At 60.1% G+C, this 16,917-nt stretch carries 13 protein-coding genes; 7 read left to right on the top strand and 6 right to left on the bottom strand.

The window, feature by feature from the left end; genetic code table 11:
- Window position 1: 1 nt before the first annotated feature.
- Entirely contained in the window at window positions 2-706 is a 705-nt protein-coding gene (gene treR / locus L8H52_RS08420; RefSeq protein ID WP_122844573.1) for a trehalose operon repressor, read from the bottom strand.
- 235 nt (window positions 707-941) lie between these two features.
- Here treR and treP point away from each other — a divergent pair, with 235 nt between their 5' ends.
- From treP to tadA, 7 genes are all read left to right on the top strand, one after another.
- On the top strand, window positions 942-2,384 hold the full coding sequence (gene treP, locus L8H52_RS08415) for a PTS system trehalose-specific EIIBC component (RefSeq protein WP_242206747.1): 1,443 nt from the start codon (window positions 942-944) through the stop codon (window positions 2,382-2,384).
- A gap of 21 nt (window positions 2,385-2,405) precedes the next feature.
- Entirely contained in the window at window positions 2,406-4,055 is a 1,650-nt protein-coding gene (gene treC, locus L8H52_RS08410; protein WP_242206746.1) for an alpha,alpha-phosphotrehalase, read from the top strand.
- Between the two features lie 107 nt (window positions 4,056-4,162).
- A complete protein-coding gene (locus L8H52_RS08405; RefSeq protein ID WP_242206745.1) occupies window positions 4,163-5,386 on the top strand; it encodes a carbohydrate porin in 1,224 nt (407 codons plus the stop codon).
- A gap of 62 nt (window positions 5,387-5,448) precedes the next feature.
- Entirely contained in the window at window positions 5,449-7,977 is a 2,529-nt protein-coding gene (ptsP, locus tag L8H52_RS08400) for a phosphoenolpyruvate--protein phosphotransferase (RefSeq protein ID WP_242206742.1), read from the top strand.
- Window positions 7,978-7,979: 2 nt separating this feature from the next.
- Entirely contained in the window at window positions 7,980-8,270 is a 291-nt protein-coding gene (locus L8H52_RS08395) for a PTS transporter subunit EIIB (protein WP_242206740.1), read from the top strand.
- Between the two features lie 115 nt (window positions 8,271-8,385).
- Window positions 8,386-9,762 carry a multicopper oxidase family protein gene (locus L8H52_RS08390; RefSeq protein WP_242206738.1) on the top strand — a complete coding sequence of 459 codons (1,377 nt, stop codon included), beginning with the start codon at window positions 8,386-8,388 and terminating at the stop codon, window positions 9,760-9,762.
- On the top strand, window positions 9,762-10,262 hold the full coding sequence (tadA, locus tag L8H52_RS08385) for a tRNA adenosine(34) deaminase TadA (protein ID WP_242206736.1): 501 nt from the start codon (window positions 9,762-9,764) through the stop codon (window positions 10,260-10,262). Before L8H52_RS08390 ends, tadA begins: the two co-directional genes overlap by 1 nt.
- A gap of 264 nt (window positions 10,263-10,526) precedes the next feature.
- On the opposite strand, the gene cmoB is transcribed toward tadA, so the two are convergent.
- From cmoB to lon, 5 genes are all read right to left on the bottom strand, one after another.
- The gene (gene cmoB, locus L8H52_RS08380) at window positions 10,527-11,483 is read right to left on the bottom strand and encodes a tRNA 5-methoxyuridine(34)/uridine 5-oxyacetic acid(34) synthase CmoB (protein WP_242206734.1); all 957 of its coding nucleotides are present in this window, start codon (window positions 11,481-11,483) and stop codon (window positions 10,527-10,529) included.
- Window positions 11,480-12,259, bottom strand: coding sequence for a carboxy-S-adenosyl-L-methionine synthase CmoA (gene cmoA, locus L8H52_RS08375; protein WP_242206861.1), 780 nt, complete (start codon window positions 12,257-12,259; stop codon window positions 11,480-11,482). Before cmoA ends, cmoB begins: the two co-directional genes overlap by 4 nt.
- A gap of 165 nt (window positions 12,260-12,424) precedes the next feature.
- Window positions 12,425-13,063 (bottom strand): lysoplasmalogenase, encoded by a 639-nt coding sequence (locus L8H52_RS08370; protein ID WP_242206732.1) that lies wholly within the window; start codon window positions 13,061-13,063, stop codon window positions 12,425-12,427.
- 2 nt (window positions 13,064-13,065) lie between these two features.
- The gene (locus L8H52_RS08365) at window positions 13,066-13,458 is read right to left on the bottom strand and encodes a protease inhibitor I42 family protein (protein WP_007916811.1); all 393 of its coding nucleotides are present in this window, start codon (window positions 13,456-13,458) and stop codon (window positions 13,066-13,068) included.
- Between the two features lie 265 nt (window positions 13,459-13,723).
- A complete protein-coding gene (lon, locus tag L8H52_RS08360) occupies window positions 13,724-16,141 on the bottom strand; it encodes an endopeptidase La (protein WP_242206729.1) in 2,418 nt (805 codons plus the stop codon).
- Window positions 16,142-16,917: the final 776 nt, after the last annotated feature.

The raw sequence follows: 16,917 nt of genomic DNA, 5'->3' as shown, positions 1-16,917 counted from the left end.
GTCAGCGTCGTGCCACGTCGGAGAAGTAGAACTTGTCCAGGGTGTGCCGCGACTCGGTGTACTCGAACTGACGACCGTCCTGGAGGAAGGTCTGGTTGCTGACCACGATCACATGGCTCTGGCCGTCGAGGTCCAGGTGCAGTTGATCGTCCTTGCTGCGCGGTACGGCTTCGATGGTGCGCTGGGCGTAGGCAATCTGTAACTGCAGGGTCTGTTCGATGTGGGCGTAGATCGACTGCTCGGCAATGTCGAGGGACAGCCCGGGAATCACGTCGCTGACAAAGTGGTTGATGTCGAGGATGACCCGTTTGCCATCGATCCGCCGCACGCGTTTGATCCGCGTGATCAGGCTGCCGGGCTCGGCATGGATGTGTTCGAGCAGGGCGCCTTCGAGCGGGATCTGGCTCAGTTCGACCACCTCGGTGCTGACGTCGTTGCCCAGGCGCGGGTAGGTCTCCTGAAAACTGACGATGCCGCCGAGCTGAAACTCGATCGGGTTGGTCGAAAGCACGAAGGTGCCTTTGCCATGGATTTTCTGCGCAAAACCGCGTTCCTGAAGCAGTTCGATAGCCTTGCGCACCGTGCCGCGACTGGCCTGATAGCTGTCCATCAATTCGGTTTCGGAAGGCAGGCGGGCGCCGCGCTCCAGGCGCTCGGTCGTGATGCTGGCCAGCAGATCGCTATAGATCTGGTTGTATTTGCTCATGGGGAGGCTCGGTGCCGACGGTGCTCAAAGCTTCGAACCTTACGGCCAGGGTAGGGCTTTGTCCATGTGGACGATGGAAATCACCTTAAGGTCCAGTAGGAAAATTCGTCTTTGGTCTGGCGGGAATAACCATAAACAAACTCGTCTGTACGAGTTGTTGCATTAACTCGTACAGACGAGTATTTTTCGCTTCGGCGTGCTGCCAATAACAACAATCCACAGCGGAAGAACAAGCATGAGCCACGACTATCCGAACATCGCCGCGCAGTTGCTGCTCAGCCTCGGTGGCAGCGACAACCTCGAACAGGCCGCCCATTGCGTCACGCGGTTGCGACTGGCCCTGAAGGACCCGAGTCTGGTCGACAGCGCCACGCTCAATCAGATTGATCTGGTCAAAGGCTCGTTCTTCACCGGCGGCCTCTATCAGGTCGTGATCGGCCCGGGCGAAGTGGAAAAGGTCTATGCCGAATTGCGTCGGCAGACCGGTCTCGCCGCGTCGACCATCGCTGACGTCAAACAGAAGAGCGCCGAAAAGATCAACGCCATGCAGCGTCTGGTGCGGGTGTTTTCCGATGTGTTCATGCCGATCCTGCCAGCACTGATCATTGCCGGCTTGCTCATGGGCATCAACAATCTGCTCGGTGCCAAAGGCATGTTCATCGAAGGGCAGACCCTGCTCGATGCCTACCCGAAACTCGACGGGCTGTGGAGCCTGATCAATCTGATGGCCAATACCTCGTTCGTATTTCTGCCGGCGCTGGTGGGCTGGTCAGCGGCCAAACGTTTTGGCGGCAGCGAGATCCTCGGCATCGTGCTCGGTCTGATGCTGGTGCACCCGGATCTGCTCAACGCCTGGAATTACGGCAAGGCCGTGGCCGGGCTGGACGGGCAGCAACTGCCGTACTTCGACATTCTCGGTCTGTTTCAGGTGGAAAAGGTCGGTTACCAGGGGCAGATCCTGCCGATTCTGCTGGCGGCCTACGTGATGAGTGTCATCGAAAAATGGCTGCGCGCACGCGTGCCGAACGCCATTCAATTACTCGTGGTGCCGATCACCACGATCGTCGTCACCGGCGTGCTGGCGCTGGCGGTGATCGGCCCGGTGACCCGCCACATCGGCATCTTCATTACCGAAGGGCTGGTCATGCTGTTTGACCTGGCGCCGATGGTGGGCGGCGCGATTTTCGGCCTGCTGTATGCGCCGCTGGTGATCACCGGCATGCACCACATGTTTCTCGCGGTCGACCTGCAATTGATCTCGACCCAGGGCGGCACCTTCATCTGGCCGATGATCGTCATGTCCAACCTTGCCCAAGGCAGTGCAGCGTTGGCGGTGTTCTGGATGACCCGCAATGCGCGGGACAAGAGCATGGCTTCCACCTCGGCGATTTCCGCTTATTTCGGTATCACGGAACCGGCGATGTTCGGCGTCAATTTGCGCTACAAGTTTCCGTTTTACGCCGCGCTGACCGGCTCGGCACTGGGCTGCGTGTTCCTCTCGTTGAACAAGGTTCAGGCCTCGGCCATCGGCGTCGGTGGTCTGCCGGGATTCATCTCGATCATTCCGCAGTACATCCCGATGTTCGTCATCGGGATGCTGATTGCCATGCTCGTGCCGTTTGTTCTGACCTGTGCACTGAGCATGAAGATTGTCCGGCCCGGTTATCGGGTTGCCTGACATTATTGAAGGAGTTGCGCCATGCAAGACTGGCAGCGTTCGGTGATCTACCAGGTCTATCCGAAGAGTTTTCATAGCCACGCCGGCAACCCGACGGGGGATTTGCTCGGCATCGTCGCCAAGCTTGATTACCTGCACTGGCTGGGTGTCGACTGTTTGTGGATCACGCCATTTCTGCGTTCGCCACAGCGCGATAACGGCTATGACATCAGCGATTACTACGCCATCGATCCGAGCTACGGCAGCATGGCCGACTGCGAATTGCTTATCGCCGAGGCGGGCAAGCGCGGGATCAAGCTGATGCTCGACATCGTGGTCAATCACACCTCGATCGAACACGCATGGTTCCAGCAGGCGCGCAGCAGCCTCGACAATCCTTACCGTGACTTCTACATCTGGCGTGATCAGCCGAACAACTGGGAATCCAAGTTCGGCGGTTCCGCCTGGGAATATGAAGCGCAGACCGGCCAGTATTACCTGCACCTGTTCGACCACACCCAGGCCGACCTGAATTGGGACAACCCCAAGGTGCGCGATGAAGTGTTCAGGATGATGCAGTTCTGGCGAGACAAGGGCGTGGGCGGTTTTCGTCTGGACGTCATCAATCTGATCTCCAAGCCTGAAGACTTTCCCGAAGACAACAGCGATGGCCGACGCTTTTATACCGACGGGCCGAATGTCCACGCGTACTTGCAGCAGATGCACCGCGAAGTCTTCGAAGGGCACGAGCTGATCAATGTCGGCGAGATGTCCTCGACCAGCCTCGAACACTGCATTCGTTATTCCAATCCGCAGTCGAAAGAATTGTCGATGACGTTCAACTTTCATCATCTGAAAGTTGATTATCCGAACCTGCAGAAGTGGGTGCGCGCCGATTTCGATTTCCTTCAGCTCAAGGGGATTCTGTCCGACTGGCAGACCGGCATGCAGGCCGGTGGCGGCTGGAACGCGCTGTTCTGGTGTAACCATGATCAACCGCGAGTGGTTTCGCGCTTCGGCCATGACGGCGAGTACCGTGAACTGTCGGCGAAGATGCTCGGCATCGCACTGCATTTTCTGCAGGGCACGCCGTTCGTGTATCAGGGCGAAGAATTGGGCATGACCAATCCGGGGTTCGAGTCGATCGAGCATTATCGCGATGTCGAGACGCTGAACATCTTTCGCCTCAAGCGCGAAGCCGGCAGCAGCGACGCCGACAACATGGCGGCGATCATGCAGAAGTCCCGCGATAACGGTCGTACACCGATGCATTGGGACGCCGGCCCGAACGCCGGTTTCAGTAGCGTCGAACCGTGGATCGGCGTGCCGGCCAATGCCGCGCAGATCAACGTTGCAAACCAGCTCGATGACCCTGAGTCGGTGTTGCATCACTACCGCCGTCTGATCGCGTTACGTCGCCACGAGCCGTTGATCACCGAAGGGCTGTACCGACAATTGCTGCCGGAACATCCGCAAGTCTGGGCGTATGTGCGTGAAGGTGATGCCGAGCGCCTGTTGGTGGTGAACAACTTCTACGGGACACCCTGTGAAGTGGAGTTACCGGCGACGGTCATCAGTGAATCGATGAGCCAGCGAGAGTTGATCAGCAATTATCCGGACGGCCCGTTGCGCAAGCGACTTGTGATGTTGCGACCTTACGAGTCATTCGTCGTGCACCTGATCGATCCCTGACATTTAACTAAAAAAACCAGTTTTCAAAAAAACACGCAGAGCACTGCGCGGGGGCTTTTTGCGCGCCGAATTCATGCAACCAGACAATAAAAACAATGGGGTGGCTTATGAAAACAACAATAAATCGCAGCCTTGCAGTCGCAGGTTTTTGCCTGGCCTTACCGCCGAATTTACAAGCGCTGGAGTTCGGCGGTTACCTGCGTAGCGGTGTCGGTACGTCGGTCAACAGCAGCGGTCAGTCGTGCTTCCAGTTACCCGGTGCGCAAACCAAATACCGCTTGGGTAACGAATGCGAGCAGTACGGTGAACTGGAGTTGCGTCAGGATCTATACACCCTAGACGACGGTTCGGTACTGAGTGTCGATGGCATGGCCTCGCTGTATAACCGCTACGACCGCAGCCCCACATTCAAAGATGACAATGGTTCGATTCGCTTGCCGCAAGCCTACGCACAGTGGTCGGCGATGCCCGCGCTCAATGGCGGTTCGCTGTGGGCCGGGCGCCGTTATTACAAGCGCAATGACATCCACATCTCCGACTTCTATTACTGGAACCAGAGCGCCACGGGCGGCGGCGTCGAAGACGTGTTGATCGGCGATCTGAAATACAGCTACGCCTTTTCGCGCAAGGACAACCTGTACCAGAAGGACTACATCAATCGCCACGACTTCAACGTGGCGGGTTTCAAGACCAACCCGGGCGGTGAGCTGGAGTTCGGCTTGAGTTATATCGACAAACCCGACAGCCGCGATGCCCACCGGGGCTGGGCGATCACCACGCAACATGTGCAAAAGGATTTTCTCGGCGGCAAGAACAAACTGGCGCTGCAATACGGTGAGGGGCCGGGCACCGGGCTGGGGTATACCGGCAACGTCAAACTGGACGATGGCAACAAGAGTTACCGGATCGTCGAGTTTTTCGACTGGCAGGTGACCCCGCGTTTTGGCGGACAAATCGCGGCGGTGTATCAGAAAGACATTCGTCCCGACGGTGCTGACCAGAACTGGATCTCCTTGGGTGTCCGGCCTGCCTATGCGCTCAGCGAACACTTCAAACTGGTGAGCGAACTGGGTCACGATCAGGTCGAAGCGCCGGGCGGCACGCGCAAGCTGAGCAAGTTCACCTTTGCCCCGACCTGGTCGCCCAAGGGCCCGGAGTTCTGGGCGCGTCCCGAGGTGCGTTTGTATTACACGTACGCCACCTGGAACGAGGCGGCCAAACGTGCGGCCAACCAACTGGCGAAAGGTTCGGCGTTGTCCGACACCGGCGCCTTCGGTAATGCCCGCCACGGTGCGAATGTCGGATTGCAGGTCGAATACTGGTGGAAATAAGCGATGCTGATGGAGCATCGCGCTCCATCGGCACTTCAAAGCATAAAACTGCAGGTGACGTCATGGCCACACCCCAACAATTGCAACTGCTGGCGCCCTTGTCCGGTGTCCTGATGGCGCTGGACGAGGTGCCCGATCCGGTATTTTCCGGGCGCGTGATCGGTGACGGTCTGTGCATCGATCCGACCTCGTCGACCCTGTGCGCACCGCTGGCCGGGATCATCAGCAACGTGCAGGCAAGCGGCCATGCCGTGAGCATCACCGATGACCATGGCGTTCAGGTGTTGATGCATATTGGCCTCGATACGGTGAACCTCGCCGGGCAAGGCTTCACTTCTCTGGTCGAAGAGGGGCAGCGGGTTGCAGCCGGACAGGCGCTGATCGAGTTCGATGCCGATTACATTGCCCGCCATGCGCGCAGTCTGATGACCCTGATGTTGGTCGTTAGTGGTGAGCCGTTTACCTGGCTGAGCGCGCCGAGCGGACGGGTCGAAAGCGGCCAGCCGCTGCTTGAACTCGGCGCAGTGCAGGCCATCAGCCAGGCGCCAGTCACGACAGAGGGGCAGGTGGTGTTTTCGCAAACGTTGAAACTGCCCAACCCCAATGGTCTGCACGCGCGTCCGGCGGCGGTGTTCGCGCAAGCAGCAAAGGGGTTTAGCGCCAACATCTGCCTGCACAAGCAACAGGCCCAGGCCAACGCCAAATCCCTGGTGGCAATCATGGCGTTGCAGACCGCTTTGGGTGACAACGTGCAGGTCAGCGCGGTCGGCGAAGATGCAGACGCTGCAATCGATACACTGGCCCGCTTGCTGGCCGAGGGCTGTGGCGAAGCGGTGACGGCGGTAGCGCCTGCCGAAATGGTCGCCACTGAAACGCTGACACTTCTGCGTGGGGTCTGCGCTTCACCCGGTTCGGCGTTGGGCCAAGTGGTGCAGATCAGCGAACCGGTCTTCGACGTCAGCGAGTTCGGCGGCGGAGCAGACGTCGAGCGCGAGGCCTTTGCCAATGCGCTGATCGAAGCGGATCTGGCCCTGCAGCATTTACGTGACACCGCCGCGGGCGAGGCCGAAGCCGAGATCTTCAAGGCGCATCAGGAACTGCTCGAAGATCCGGGTCTGCTCGATCAGGCTCAGGCACTGATCAGCGCGGGCAAAAGTGCGGCGTTCGCCTGGCGCGCGGCCACAGACGAAACGGCGGCGATGTTTCGGCAACTGGGCAGCGCGTTACTGGCCGAACGGGCGGCGGATCTGACCGATGTCGGGCGTCGTGTGCTCAAGCTGCTGTTGGGTATTGGCGAACAGGCGCTGGAGCTGCCGCAAGGGAGCATTCTGATCGCCGATCAACTGACTCCGTCGCAAACTGCCCGGATCGATACCAGCAAGGTGTTGGGCTTTGCCACGGTCGGCGGCGGTGCGACCAGTCACGTGGCGATTCTCGCCCGCGCCTGTGGCCTGCCGTCGATCTGCGGAGTGCCAGTGCAAATGCTCGCACTGAGCAATGGCACTCAGGTTTTGCTCGATGCTGACAAAGCTGAACTTCAGGTGCGTCCCGACGCTGCGACGATCAATCAATGGCAGGCTCGCCACGCGCAGCAGCGTCAACGCCATGCGCATGAACTGGCCAATGCAACGCTCGCCGCTAGGACCCGTGACGGCCACCATGTCGAGGTGTCGGCCAACGTCGCATCCTTGCCTGAAACCGAGCAGGCCATGGCCTCGGGGAGCGCGGGCGTCGGCCTGCTGCGTTCGGAATTTCTCTATCTGGGTCGCAACCATGCACCGAGCCATGACGAACAGGTCGCCACTTACAGTGCGATCGCTCGCAGCGTCGGACCTGCCCACAATCTGGTGGTGCGCACCCTCGATGTCGGCGGCGACAAACCGCTGGCCTATGTGCCCATGGACAGCGAAACCAACCCGTTCCTTGGCGTGCGCGGCATTCGTTTGTGCCTGGAGCGCCCGCAGTTATTGCGCGAGCAGTTCCGCGCCATGCTCGGCTGCTGCGATCTGACGCGTTTGCACATCATGTTACCGATGGTCACGCAACTCTCGGAGCTGCGTCAGGCGCGGCAGATGCTCGACGAGGAAGTGCTGGCGCTGGGGCTGACTGAGCGGCCGAAGCTGGGAATCATGATCGAAGTGCCGGCCGCAGCACTGATGGCCGATCTGTTTGCGCCGCTGGTGGATTTTTTCTCGATCGGCACCAATGACCTGACGCAATACACCTTGGCCATGGATCGCGATCACCCGCGTCTGGCCAGTCAGGCGGACAGTTTTCATCCATCGGTGTTGCGTTTGATCGCCATGACCGTGAAGGCCGCGCACGCCCATGGCAAATGGGTCGGTGTGTGCGGGGCGATGGCTTCCGAGCGTCTGGCGGTGCCGCTGTTGCTGGGGTTGGGTGTGGATGAGTTGTCGGTGAGCGTGCCGATGATTGCACCGGTCAAGGCAACGGTGCGCGAGCTGGCGCTGGCGGATTGTCAGATCATCGCGCAACAGGTGCTGGGTCTGGAAAGCGCCGGACAGGTGCGCGAAGCGTTGCAGCTGTTTCACGAGGCCACCGTCGATACTTCACGGGTTCTGGAGAACTGAACATGTTCGATCAATTGCAGAAGGCATTCTGGAAGGCTCTGACCCCGGATCTGGTGGTGGATACACCCGCAGCACCGGCCGAGCCGACCGACGGGTTGAGCGCCGACATCGTCGCGGCGCTGGGCGGTGTGGATAACCTGAAGTCGCAGCAACCGCTGGCGTTGACGCGGGTGCGAGTTGTTTTGCGTGATGTGTCGAACATCGATCAACAGGCGTTGAGTGCCGCCGGTGTTGCAGGCGTCATGCCTTTGGATGGCGGTGTGGTGCATCTGATTACCGGGCTGCGACCATAGGTCTGAAGGGATGTGCGGCCTCAGGTCGCCCTTACTGTTTCTCAACCGCAGGTGTATCGTATTCGCCTTTTGCAGGCTTCAGGGCCTGTCGCTGATACGTGAGGTAGTTGAGTTCATGTCCTTTACCCGTCGCCAAATCCTCGGTGGCCTGGCCGGTCTTGTTGTCGTTGGTGTCGGAGCGGGGGGCGCGTCGCGTTATTGGCTTGGCAAAATGGCCGACGCCGAGGCCGGTCACGACTATGAACTGATCGCCGCGCCGCTGGACGTCGAACTGGTGCCGGGGCACAAGACCGAGGCCTGGGCATTCGGGCCGTCGGCGCCGGGCACCGAGTTGCGCGTGCGTCAGGGTGAATGGCTGCGGGTGCGCTTCATCAACCACCTGCCGGTGGCGACGACCATTCACTGGCACGGCATTCGTCTGCCGCTGGAAATGGACGGCGTGCCGTACGTCTCGCAACTCCCTGTGCTGCCGGGCGAGTACTTCGATTACAAGTTCCGCGTACCGGATGCCGGCAGCTACTGGTATCACCCGCACGTCAGCAGCAGCGAAGAACTCGGGCGCGGGCTGGTCGGGCCACTGATCATCGAAGAGCGCGAGCCGACCGGTTTCAAGTACGAAAAGACCCTGAGCCTGAAAAACTGGCACATCGATGACGAAGGCAATTTCGTCGAATTCAGCATTCCCCGTGAAGCTGCGCGTGGCGGTACGGCGGGGCGCTTGTCGACCATCAACGGCGTGCCCTTGCCGGTCATCGATCTACCGGCCGGGCAGATCACTCGCGTGCGTTTGCTCAACCTCGACAACACGCTGACTTACCGCATCAACATTCCCGGCGTCGAAGCGCAGATCTATGCACTGGACGGCAACCCGGTCGAGCCGCGCCCATTGGGCAAGGAATACTGGCTGGGCCCGGGCATGCGCATTTGCCTGGCAATCAAGGCGCCGGCGGCGGGCGAAGAACTGTCGCTGCGCAACGGCCCGGTGCGTCTCGGCACGCTGCGTTCAGTCGCCAACGCCGATGCCCCGACCGACTGGCCGAAAGCTCTGCCCGCCAACCCGGTGGCGGAACCAGACCTGGCCAATGCCGAGAAACTCAACTTCAATTTCGAATGGGTCGGTTCGGTGTCGGTCAACGTCGACAACGGCAAGCCGCCGAGCCTGTGGCAAATCAACGGCAAGGCCTGGGACATCACCGACAAGACCTGTGCCGACCGACCGATTGCCAGTCTGAAACTGGGGCAGAGCTACATCTTCGAACTGAAGAACATGACTCAGTACCAGCACCCGATCCACCTGCACGGCATGAGTTTCAAGGTGATCGCGTCGAACCGGCACAAGATCATTCCGTACTTCACCGACACTTATCTGCTGGGCAAGAATGAGCGCGCGCAAGTGGCGCTGGTGGCCGATAATCCGGGGGTGTGGATGTTCCACTGCCACGTGATCGACCATATGGAAACCGGCCTGATGGCCGCCATCGAGGTGAAGTGATGCGCCAGATTCGCCCTGCCGCGATCGTCGACCGCAGCCGTGATCGCGACTTCATGCGCGAAGCGCTGGACCTCGCCGCGCAAGGTGCCGCGCTGGGTGAAGTGCCGGTGGGCGCAGTGCTGGTGCAGGACGGCGAGATCATCGGGCGCGGTTTCAACTGCCCGATCAGCGCCAGTGACCCGAGCGCCCATGCGGAGATGGTCGCTATCCGCGCGGCCGCTCAAACGGTGGATAACTATCGACTGCCGGGCAGCACGCTGTATGTGACGCTGGAACCGTGCAGCATGTGCGCCGGGCTGATCGTACATTCGCGGGTGGCACGGGTGGTGTACGGCGCGCTGGAGCCGAAGGCGGGGATTGTGCAGAGCCAAGGGCAGTTTTTCACCCAGGGCTTTTTGAATCACCGGGTGTTGTATGAAGGCGGGGTGCTGGCGGAGGAATGTGGGGCGGTGCTGACCGAGTTTTTCCGCGCCCGAAGAGCCAAAAGCCCCTCACCCTAACCCTCTCCCGGAGGGAGAGGGGACTGACCGGGTTGGATGGGCGAGGTCCGCCGACCTGAGTTATCGAGTCGAACTCAAGTTTAGAAAAGCCCAACGATCAGCTCCCTCTCCCAGAGGTACAGGGGACTGACCGAGGTGATTGGCAGAAATTTGGCGACCAGGATATCGAGTTGAGCCCAGATCTTGAAAAGCCCAAAGATCGGCTCCCTCTCCTTGGGGAGAGGGCTGGGGTGAGGGGTGGGCTCACCGCGGTGGGTGGTCGGTTTACTTTTTAGCGACAATCACCGCACGCATCGGTGCAGGCAATCCTTCAATTGTTTTGCTGTGATCTTCCGGATCAAGGAAATCACTCAGCGACTGGTACTTCATCCACTCAGTCCCGCGCTGTTCTTCGACCGTTGTCGTGCTCACATCCACGCAACGAATATCGGTGAACCCGGCGCGACGCAGCCACAACTCCAGCGCCGGCACCGACGGCAGGAACCACACGTTGCGCATCTGCGCGTAGCGATCTTCCGGCACCAGCACCTGATGCTTGTCGCCTTCAACCACCAGCGTTTCCAGCACCAGTTCACCGCCCTTGACCAGGCAATCCTTCAGCGCCAGCAAATGTTCGATCGGCGAACGACGGTGATAGAACACGCCCATCGAAAACACCGTGTCGAAACCTTCCAGGTTCGGCGGCAGGTCCTCGAACGGGAACGGCAGGTGCCAGGCATTCGGCTCGGACAGATAACGCTGCACCGCCTGGAACTGGCAGAAAAACAGCCAGTTTGGATCAACGCCAATCACGCTGTTCGCGCCGGCACCGAGCATCCGCCACATGTAGTAACCGTTGCCGCAGCCGACATCGAGGATGCGTTTGCCCTTCAGATCCAGATGCGGCGCCACCCGTGACCACTTCCAGTCCGAACGCCATTCGGTGTCGACGTGCACACCAAACAGATCGAACGGACCTTTGCGCCACGGCGACAGGCCCATCAATGCGGTGTGCATCTGCGCGCGGGTTTCATCGTCGCAATCGGTGTCGAGTTTCAGGCCGTTGAGCAGGTCGACTTCGCTCGGCTGGATCTTCGGCAAAGCGTCCAGCGCACTTTGCCAGCGCTCCAGATCGCCGTGGCCTTTCTCCATTTTCTTGTCGAGTTGACGCTGCAGGGTGTTGGCCCAATCGGCCAGCGGTGTACCGGCCAGACGGCGGGCGAGGGGGGACAGATCAATCATGGCAAGGCAATCAGCGAGGCAAAGTTAAGACACTGGAACCACGGCACGACTTTCGAGAACCCGGCGGCCAGCAGGCGTTCGCGGTGTTCTTCGAGGCTGTCGGGCTTCATGACGTTTTCGATGGCGCTGCGCTTCTGGGCGATTTCCAGTTCGCTGTAGCCGTTGGCGCGCTTGAACGCGACGTGCAGATCGGTCAGCAGCGCGTGCTCTTCGGCATCGTTGAAACGCAGCTTCTCCGACAGAATCAACGCGCCGCCGGGCAGCAACGATTGGCGAATGCGCGAGAGCAGCGCGGTGCGCTGATCCGGGGCGATGAATTGCAGGGTGAAGTTCAGCGCCACCACCGAAGCAGGCAGGAAATCGAGGGCGAGGATGTCGCCTTCGATCACTTCCACCGGCAGCAATTCCTGGAACATCGAATCCTGACCGTTGAGGTATTCGCGGCAACGTTCGACCATCGCTGCCGAGTTATCCACAGCGATCACCCGGCAACCGTCGGTGCGCACATGGCGGCGCAACGCTTGAGTCACCGCGCCCAGTGAAGAACCGAGGTCGTAGAGCACGCTGTTCGGCTGGGCGAACTGCGCGGCGAGCACGCCGAGGTTTTCGACGATGGTCGGGTAACCCGGCACCGAGCGCTTGATCATGTCCGGGAACACCCGCACCACGTCTTCGTTGAAGGCGAAGTCGGGTACCTGGGCCAAGGGCTTGGCGAAAATACGATCGGGTTCTTTGCTCACGGCGGTTCCGGCGGTGTCGGTGGAAAAGGCCGGCATTTTAGCCAAAAGGGCGCGGGGATGCTTGGGTTGTCTGATAAAGCGTTTTTTTGCCGGTGATCGTTCCCACGCTCTGCTTGGAAATGCCGCCCCGGACGCTCCGCGTCCCTGCGCAAATGACGCAGAGCGTCACAGGATGCATTCCCACGCGGAGCGTGGGAACGATCAGATCCGTTTAGTCTGGGAGAAAGCGGAAGCCGCGATACCCCATTGGCCCAGCCAGTAGCTGAGGATGATGACGTACGGCGCGGCGTGGAATGGCGATACAAAGCGATCAATGCCGATCACGCTGTCCGAGAACACAAACGCCAGCGCACCACCCGCCGCCAGTAGCGCCGAGCGCTTGGGCACATCGGTGCCAAGGCGGGCGAGGGCGCGCCAGAGCATCGCACTGATCGCCGTGCCATAGACAATCACCGGTACTAGCAACGGCCCGAGTCCGCTGGTAATGAGCATCCCCAGCAACACCGCGCCAACACCGAGAGCAAGCACCAGCGGCAATATCGCCAGACGCTTGCAGTCACTCAAATAAGCCTTCAGATACGCCAGATGCGCGACCAGAAACGCGCCAAGTCCGAATACAAACAAATCCCCCGGCCAAGCGAGCAACACATCACCGAGCAACGAGAAAATCAGCCCGAGACTGATCCAGCGCCGATAGTCGCTGGGCGGCGCATCGTGGAGCCAGCCGAGTAACGCCAGCACCGGTAATGGTTTGACCAACAGACACAGTAACGCTGCATGGGTGCTGACACCGTAGAGAAACGTCACCGCGCCCATCAGCGCCAGAATCAGCCAGCCCACGATCAGTTCACCGAAATGGCGCAGTCAAAGGTTTCCACTGGCAACACTTCCGGCGCCCATGGTTGTTGCGAGGTCAGGCGCAGACGCCCGGTGCCGGGGGCGAAGGCCTGGAAGCGCCAGGTCGACAGGCCCGCAGCGCCGACGACTCCGGCATCTTCCGGATTGCTGTAGACCTCGGGGCTGAGCGCGCGCAATACGCCGCCAGCGGAATCCTGAATGGCCCAGCGATAACCAGTGGTCGGGTTGCTAGGCAGCATAATGATGAGGTTTTGCCCGTTGGTGAGCCGTACGGGGCATTCGCTTTGTTTTTCCACGGTCACGTTGTGTTTCGGTTGCGTGGCGCACGCGGCCAGCAGCGAGAGGGCGAGGGGGAGAAACAGGCGAGTGGGGGACATAAGGTCAGCGGCTCCGGGCGTTCACGACGAACGGCGAGCATAACTGAAGATGAGACAAAGTGTGACAATGCCAAGCCCTCACCCTAGCCCTCTCCCAGAGGGAGAGGGGACTGACCGAGGTGTCTTCTGTCATGCATCGACCTGAAAGACCGAGTCGATTATGGATTCAGCGACGGACTTTCAGGTCGGCGTAACTCTGCAATATCTCTCGGTCGGCTCCCTCTCCTGGGGGAGAGGGCTGGGGTGAGGGGCTACGGGCTACCGGTCAGAAAAGTACCTTCGCCACATCGGCAAATTTCTTCGCGAAATGCACGGTAATCCCTTCCTTCAAATAATCCGGAAGTTCCTCAAAATTCCCCCGATTCGGTTCCGGCAGAATCAGCTCGAAAATCTTCTGCCTTCTTGCCGCAATCACCTTCTCGCGCACGCCGCCAATCGGCAGCACGTGCCCGGTCAGCGTCAGTTCGCCGGTCATCGCCACGCCTTTTTTCGGCGGCTGATTACGCGCAAGCGAGAGCAGGGCGCTGGCCATGGTCACGCCGGCGCTCGGGCCGTCCTTCGGTGTCGCGCCTTCCGGCACATGCAAGTGGACAAAGGCTTCGTCGAAGAACTTGGCGTCACCGCCGAACTGTTTCAGGTGCGAGCTGACGTAGCTGTAGGCGATCTCCGCCGATTCCTTCATCACATCACCGAGTTGCCCGGTGAGTTTGAAGCCGCGATTGAGCGTGTGAATCCGCGTCGCTTCGATCGGCAACGTGGCGCCGCCCATGCTGGTCCAGGCCAAGCCGGTAATCACGCCGGTGCCGGACAGCACTTGCTCGTTGCGGAACACCGGGTGACCCAGTGACGCTTCGAGGTCTTTCGGCCCGAGTTTGATCACTGCTTTCGGATCGTCGATCAGCTTCATCACCGCTTTGCGCACCAGTTTGCCCATTTGCTTTTCCAGCTGGCGCACGCCGGCTTCGCGGGCATAACCGTCGATCAAGGCTTTGAGCGCGCTGTCGCTGATGCTCAGGCTGCCCTTGGACACGCCGGCCTTTTCCAGCAGTTTCGGCCACAGGTGACGCTTGGCGATGGCGACTTTTTCTTCGGTGATATAGCCCGACAGGCGAATTACTTCCATGCGGTCGAGCAACGGGCCGGGGATCGAATCGAGGGTGTTTGCGGTGCAGACGAACAGGACTTTCGACAAGTCCATGCGCAGATCCAGATAGTGGTCGAGGAATTCGACGTTCTGCTCCGGGTCGAGGGTTTCCAGCAGCGCCGAGGCCGGGTCGCCCTGGTAGCTTTGGCCCATTTTGTCGATCTCGTCGAGCATGATCACCGGGTTCATCACTTCGACATCTTTCAACGCCTGCACCAGTTTGCCCGGCTGCGCGCCGATGTAGGTGCGGCGATGACCCTTGATCTCGGCTTCGTCGCGCATACCGCCGAGGCTGAAACGGTAGAACGGCCGGCCGAGGGATTCGGCGATGGATTTGCCGACGCTGGTTTTACCCACGCCCGGCGGGCCGACCAGCAGCACGATGGAACCGCTGATTTCGCCTTTATAAGCACCGACAGCGAGGAATTCGAGGATGCGATCCTTGATGTCATCGAGGCCAGCGTGGTGTTTGTCGAGGACTTTGCGCGCGTGCTTGAGGTCGAGTTTGTCGTCGCCGTAGACGCCCCACGGCACCGAGGTCGCCCAGTCGAGGTAGTTGCGAGTCACCGCGTATTCCGGCGAGCCGGTCTCGAGGATCGACAGTTTGTTCATTTCTTCTTCGAGGCGTTTCTGCACCTGCGCCGGCAGGACTTTGCCTTCGAGGCGCTGTTCGAACTGTTCAAGGTCGGCGCTGCGGTCGTCTTTGGTCAGGCCGAGTTCCTGCTGGATGACCTTGAGTTGTTCCTTGAGGAAGAACTCGCGCTGATGCTCGCCGATCTTGCGGTTAACTTCCGCCGAGATCTCTTTTTGCAGGCGCGCGACTTCGACTTCCTTGCGCAGCATCGGCAGGACTTTTTCCATGCGCTTGAGCATCGGCACGCAATCGAGCACACCTTGCAGTTCGGGGCCGGTAGCAGAGGTCAGGGCGGCGGCGAAGTCGGTCAGCGGCGATGGATCGTTGGGGCTGAAGCGGTTGAGGTAGTTTTTCAGTTCTTCGCTGTACAGCGGGTTGAGCGGCAGCAGTTCTTTGATCGCGTTGATCAGCGCCATGCCGTATGCCTTGACCTCGTCGGTCGGCTCGGTGGGCTGGTGCGGGTATTCGACTTCGACCAGGTACGGTGGGCGGTGGTGTTTCAGCCAGGTTTTGATGCGCACGCGGCTGAGGCCTTGGGCGACGAATTGCAGTTTGCCGTTCTCGCGGCTGGCGTGGTGGACTTTGACCAGGGTGCCGTATTCGGGGAGGGCGCCGGTGTCGAAGTGGCGCGGGTCTTCCTGGGGCGTGTCCATGAAGAACAGGGCCAGGGAGTGGTGTTCGGATTTGCTGACCAGTTCGAGGGTTTCGGCCCAGGGTTCTTCGTTGACGATGACCGGCAGGACTTGGGCCGGGAAGAACGGGCGGTTGTGGATCGGGATGATGTAGACCTTGTCCGGCAGGTTCTGGCCGGGCAGGGCGAGGCCTTTGCCGCTGGAGGTGTGTTCGATGTGTTCGGCTTCGCTGTAGTCGTCGGGGTTTTCCGGGAATTCTTGCTGGTCGCTCATGGGGCACCTGCGCAATGGGGTATGGGTCTTAGATGGGGCAGGGTTTGGGTGGTTTCAATGGGAGGGGATGTTTCTGCTTGTGTGTTCAGGGTTTTGACAGGGTTCACGCTTTGGGCTTGGCGGCCTTTGGGCCGACCATGTTGGTGGGGGTTGGTGTGTATATCCGTTTTTTCGGTGATGGCGGCTTAGGGTTCCGCCCTTACGGCGGGTCACTTTTTCCAGACGCCGAAAAAGTAACCAAAAAGGCTTGCTCCTGCGTGCGGCCCGCTCGCTGGGGCTCGGGGTTCCTTCGCTGCGGGATCGATCCGGGCGCAGCGCCTACGGTTTGCTTCGCTGCACCTCCTCTCGCTGTGTTTGGCTGCGCCAAACGGTCGCTGCGCTCCCACGCCCGGATCAATCCCTCCACTCAGCCTTCCGACGTCGCCCGTGGATCAAGATCAAGATCAAAAGCAGGCGAGCTGGCACTCGGCCTATTGAGTGGTGAGGAGCACAGATCAAGAGCAGGCGAGCTGACACTCGGCCTATTGAGTGGTGAGGAGCACAGATCAAGAGCAGGCGAGCTGACACTCGGCCTATTGAGTGGTGAGGAGCACAGATCAAGAGCAGGCGAGCTGGCACTCGGCCTATTGAGTGGTGAGGAGCACAGATCAAGAGCAGGCGAGTTGGCACTCGGCCTTTTGAGTGGTTAAGAGCGCGGGGCGGCTTTTGATTTGCGTTGGGTTTGTTTCTCATCCCTGCCCTCTCGCGAGGGAGAGGGCGCCGATTTTTGGTTTTCA

Source organism: Pseudomonas sp. CROZ-RG-20F-R04-15, from assembly GCF_022662375.1.
GTDB lineage: Bacteria > Pseudomonadota > Gammaproteobacteria > Pseudomonadales > Pseudomonadaceae > Aquipseudomonas.
Note: the sequence above shows the minus strand (reverse complement) of the source record. Positions and strands in the feature narration are given on the sequence as shown.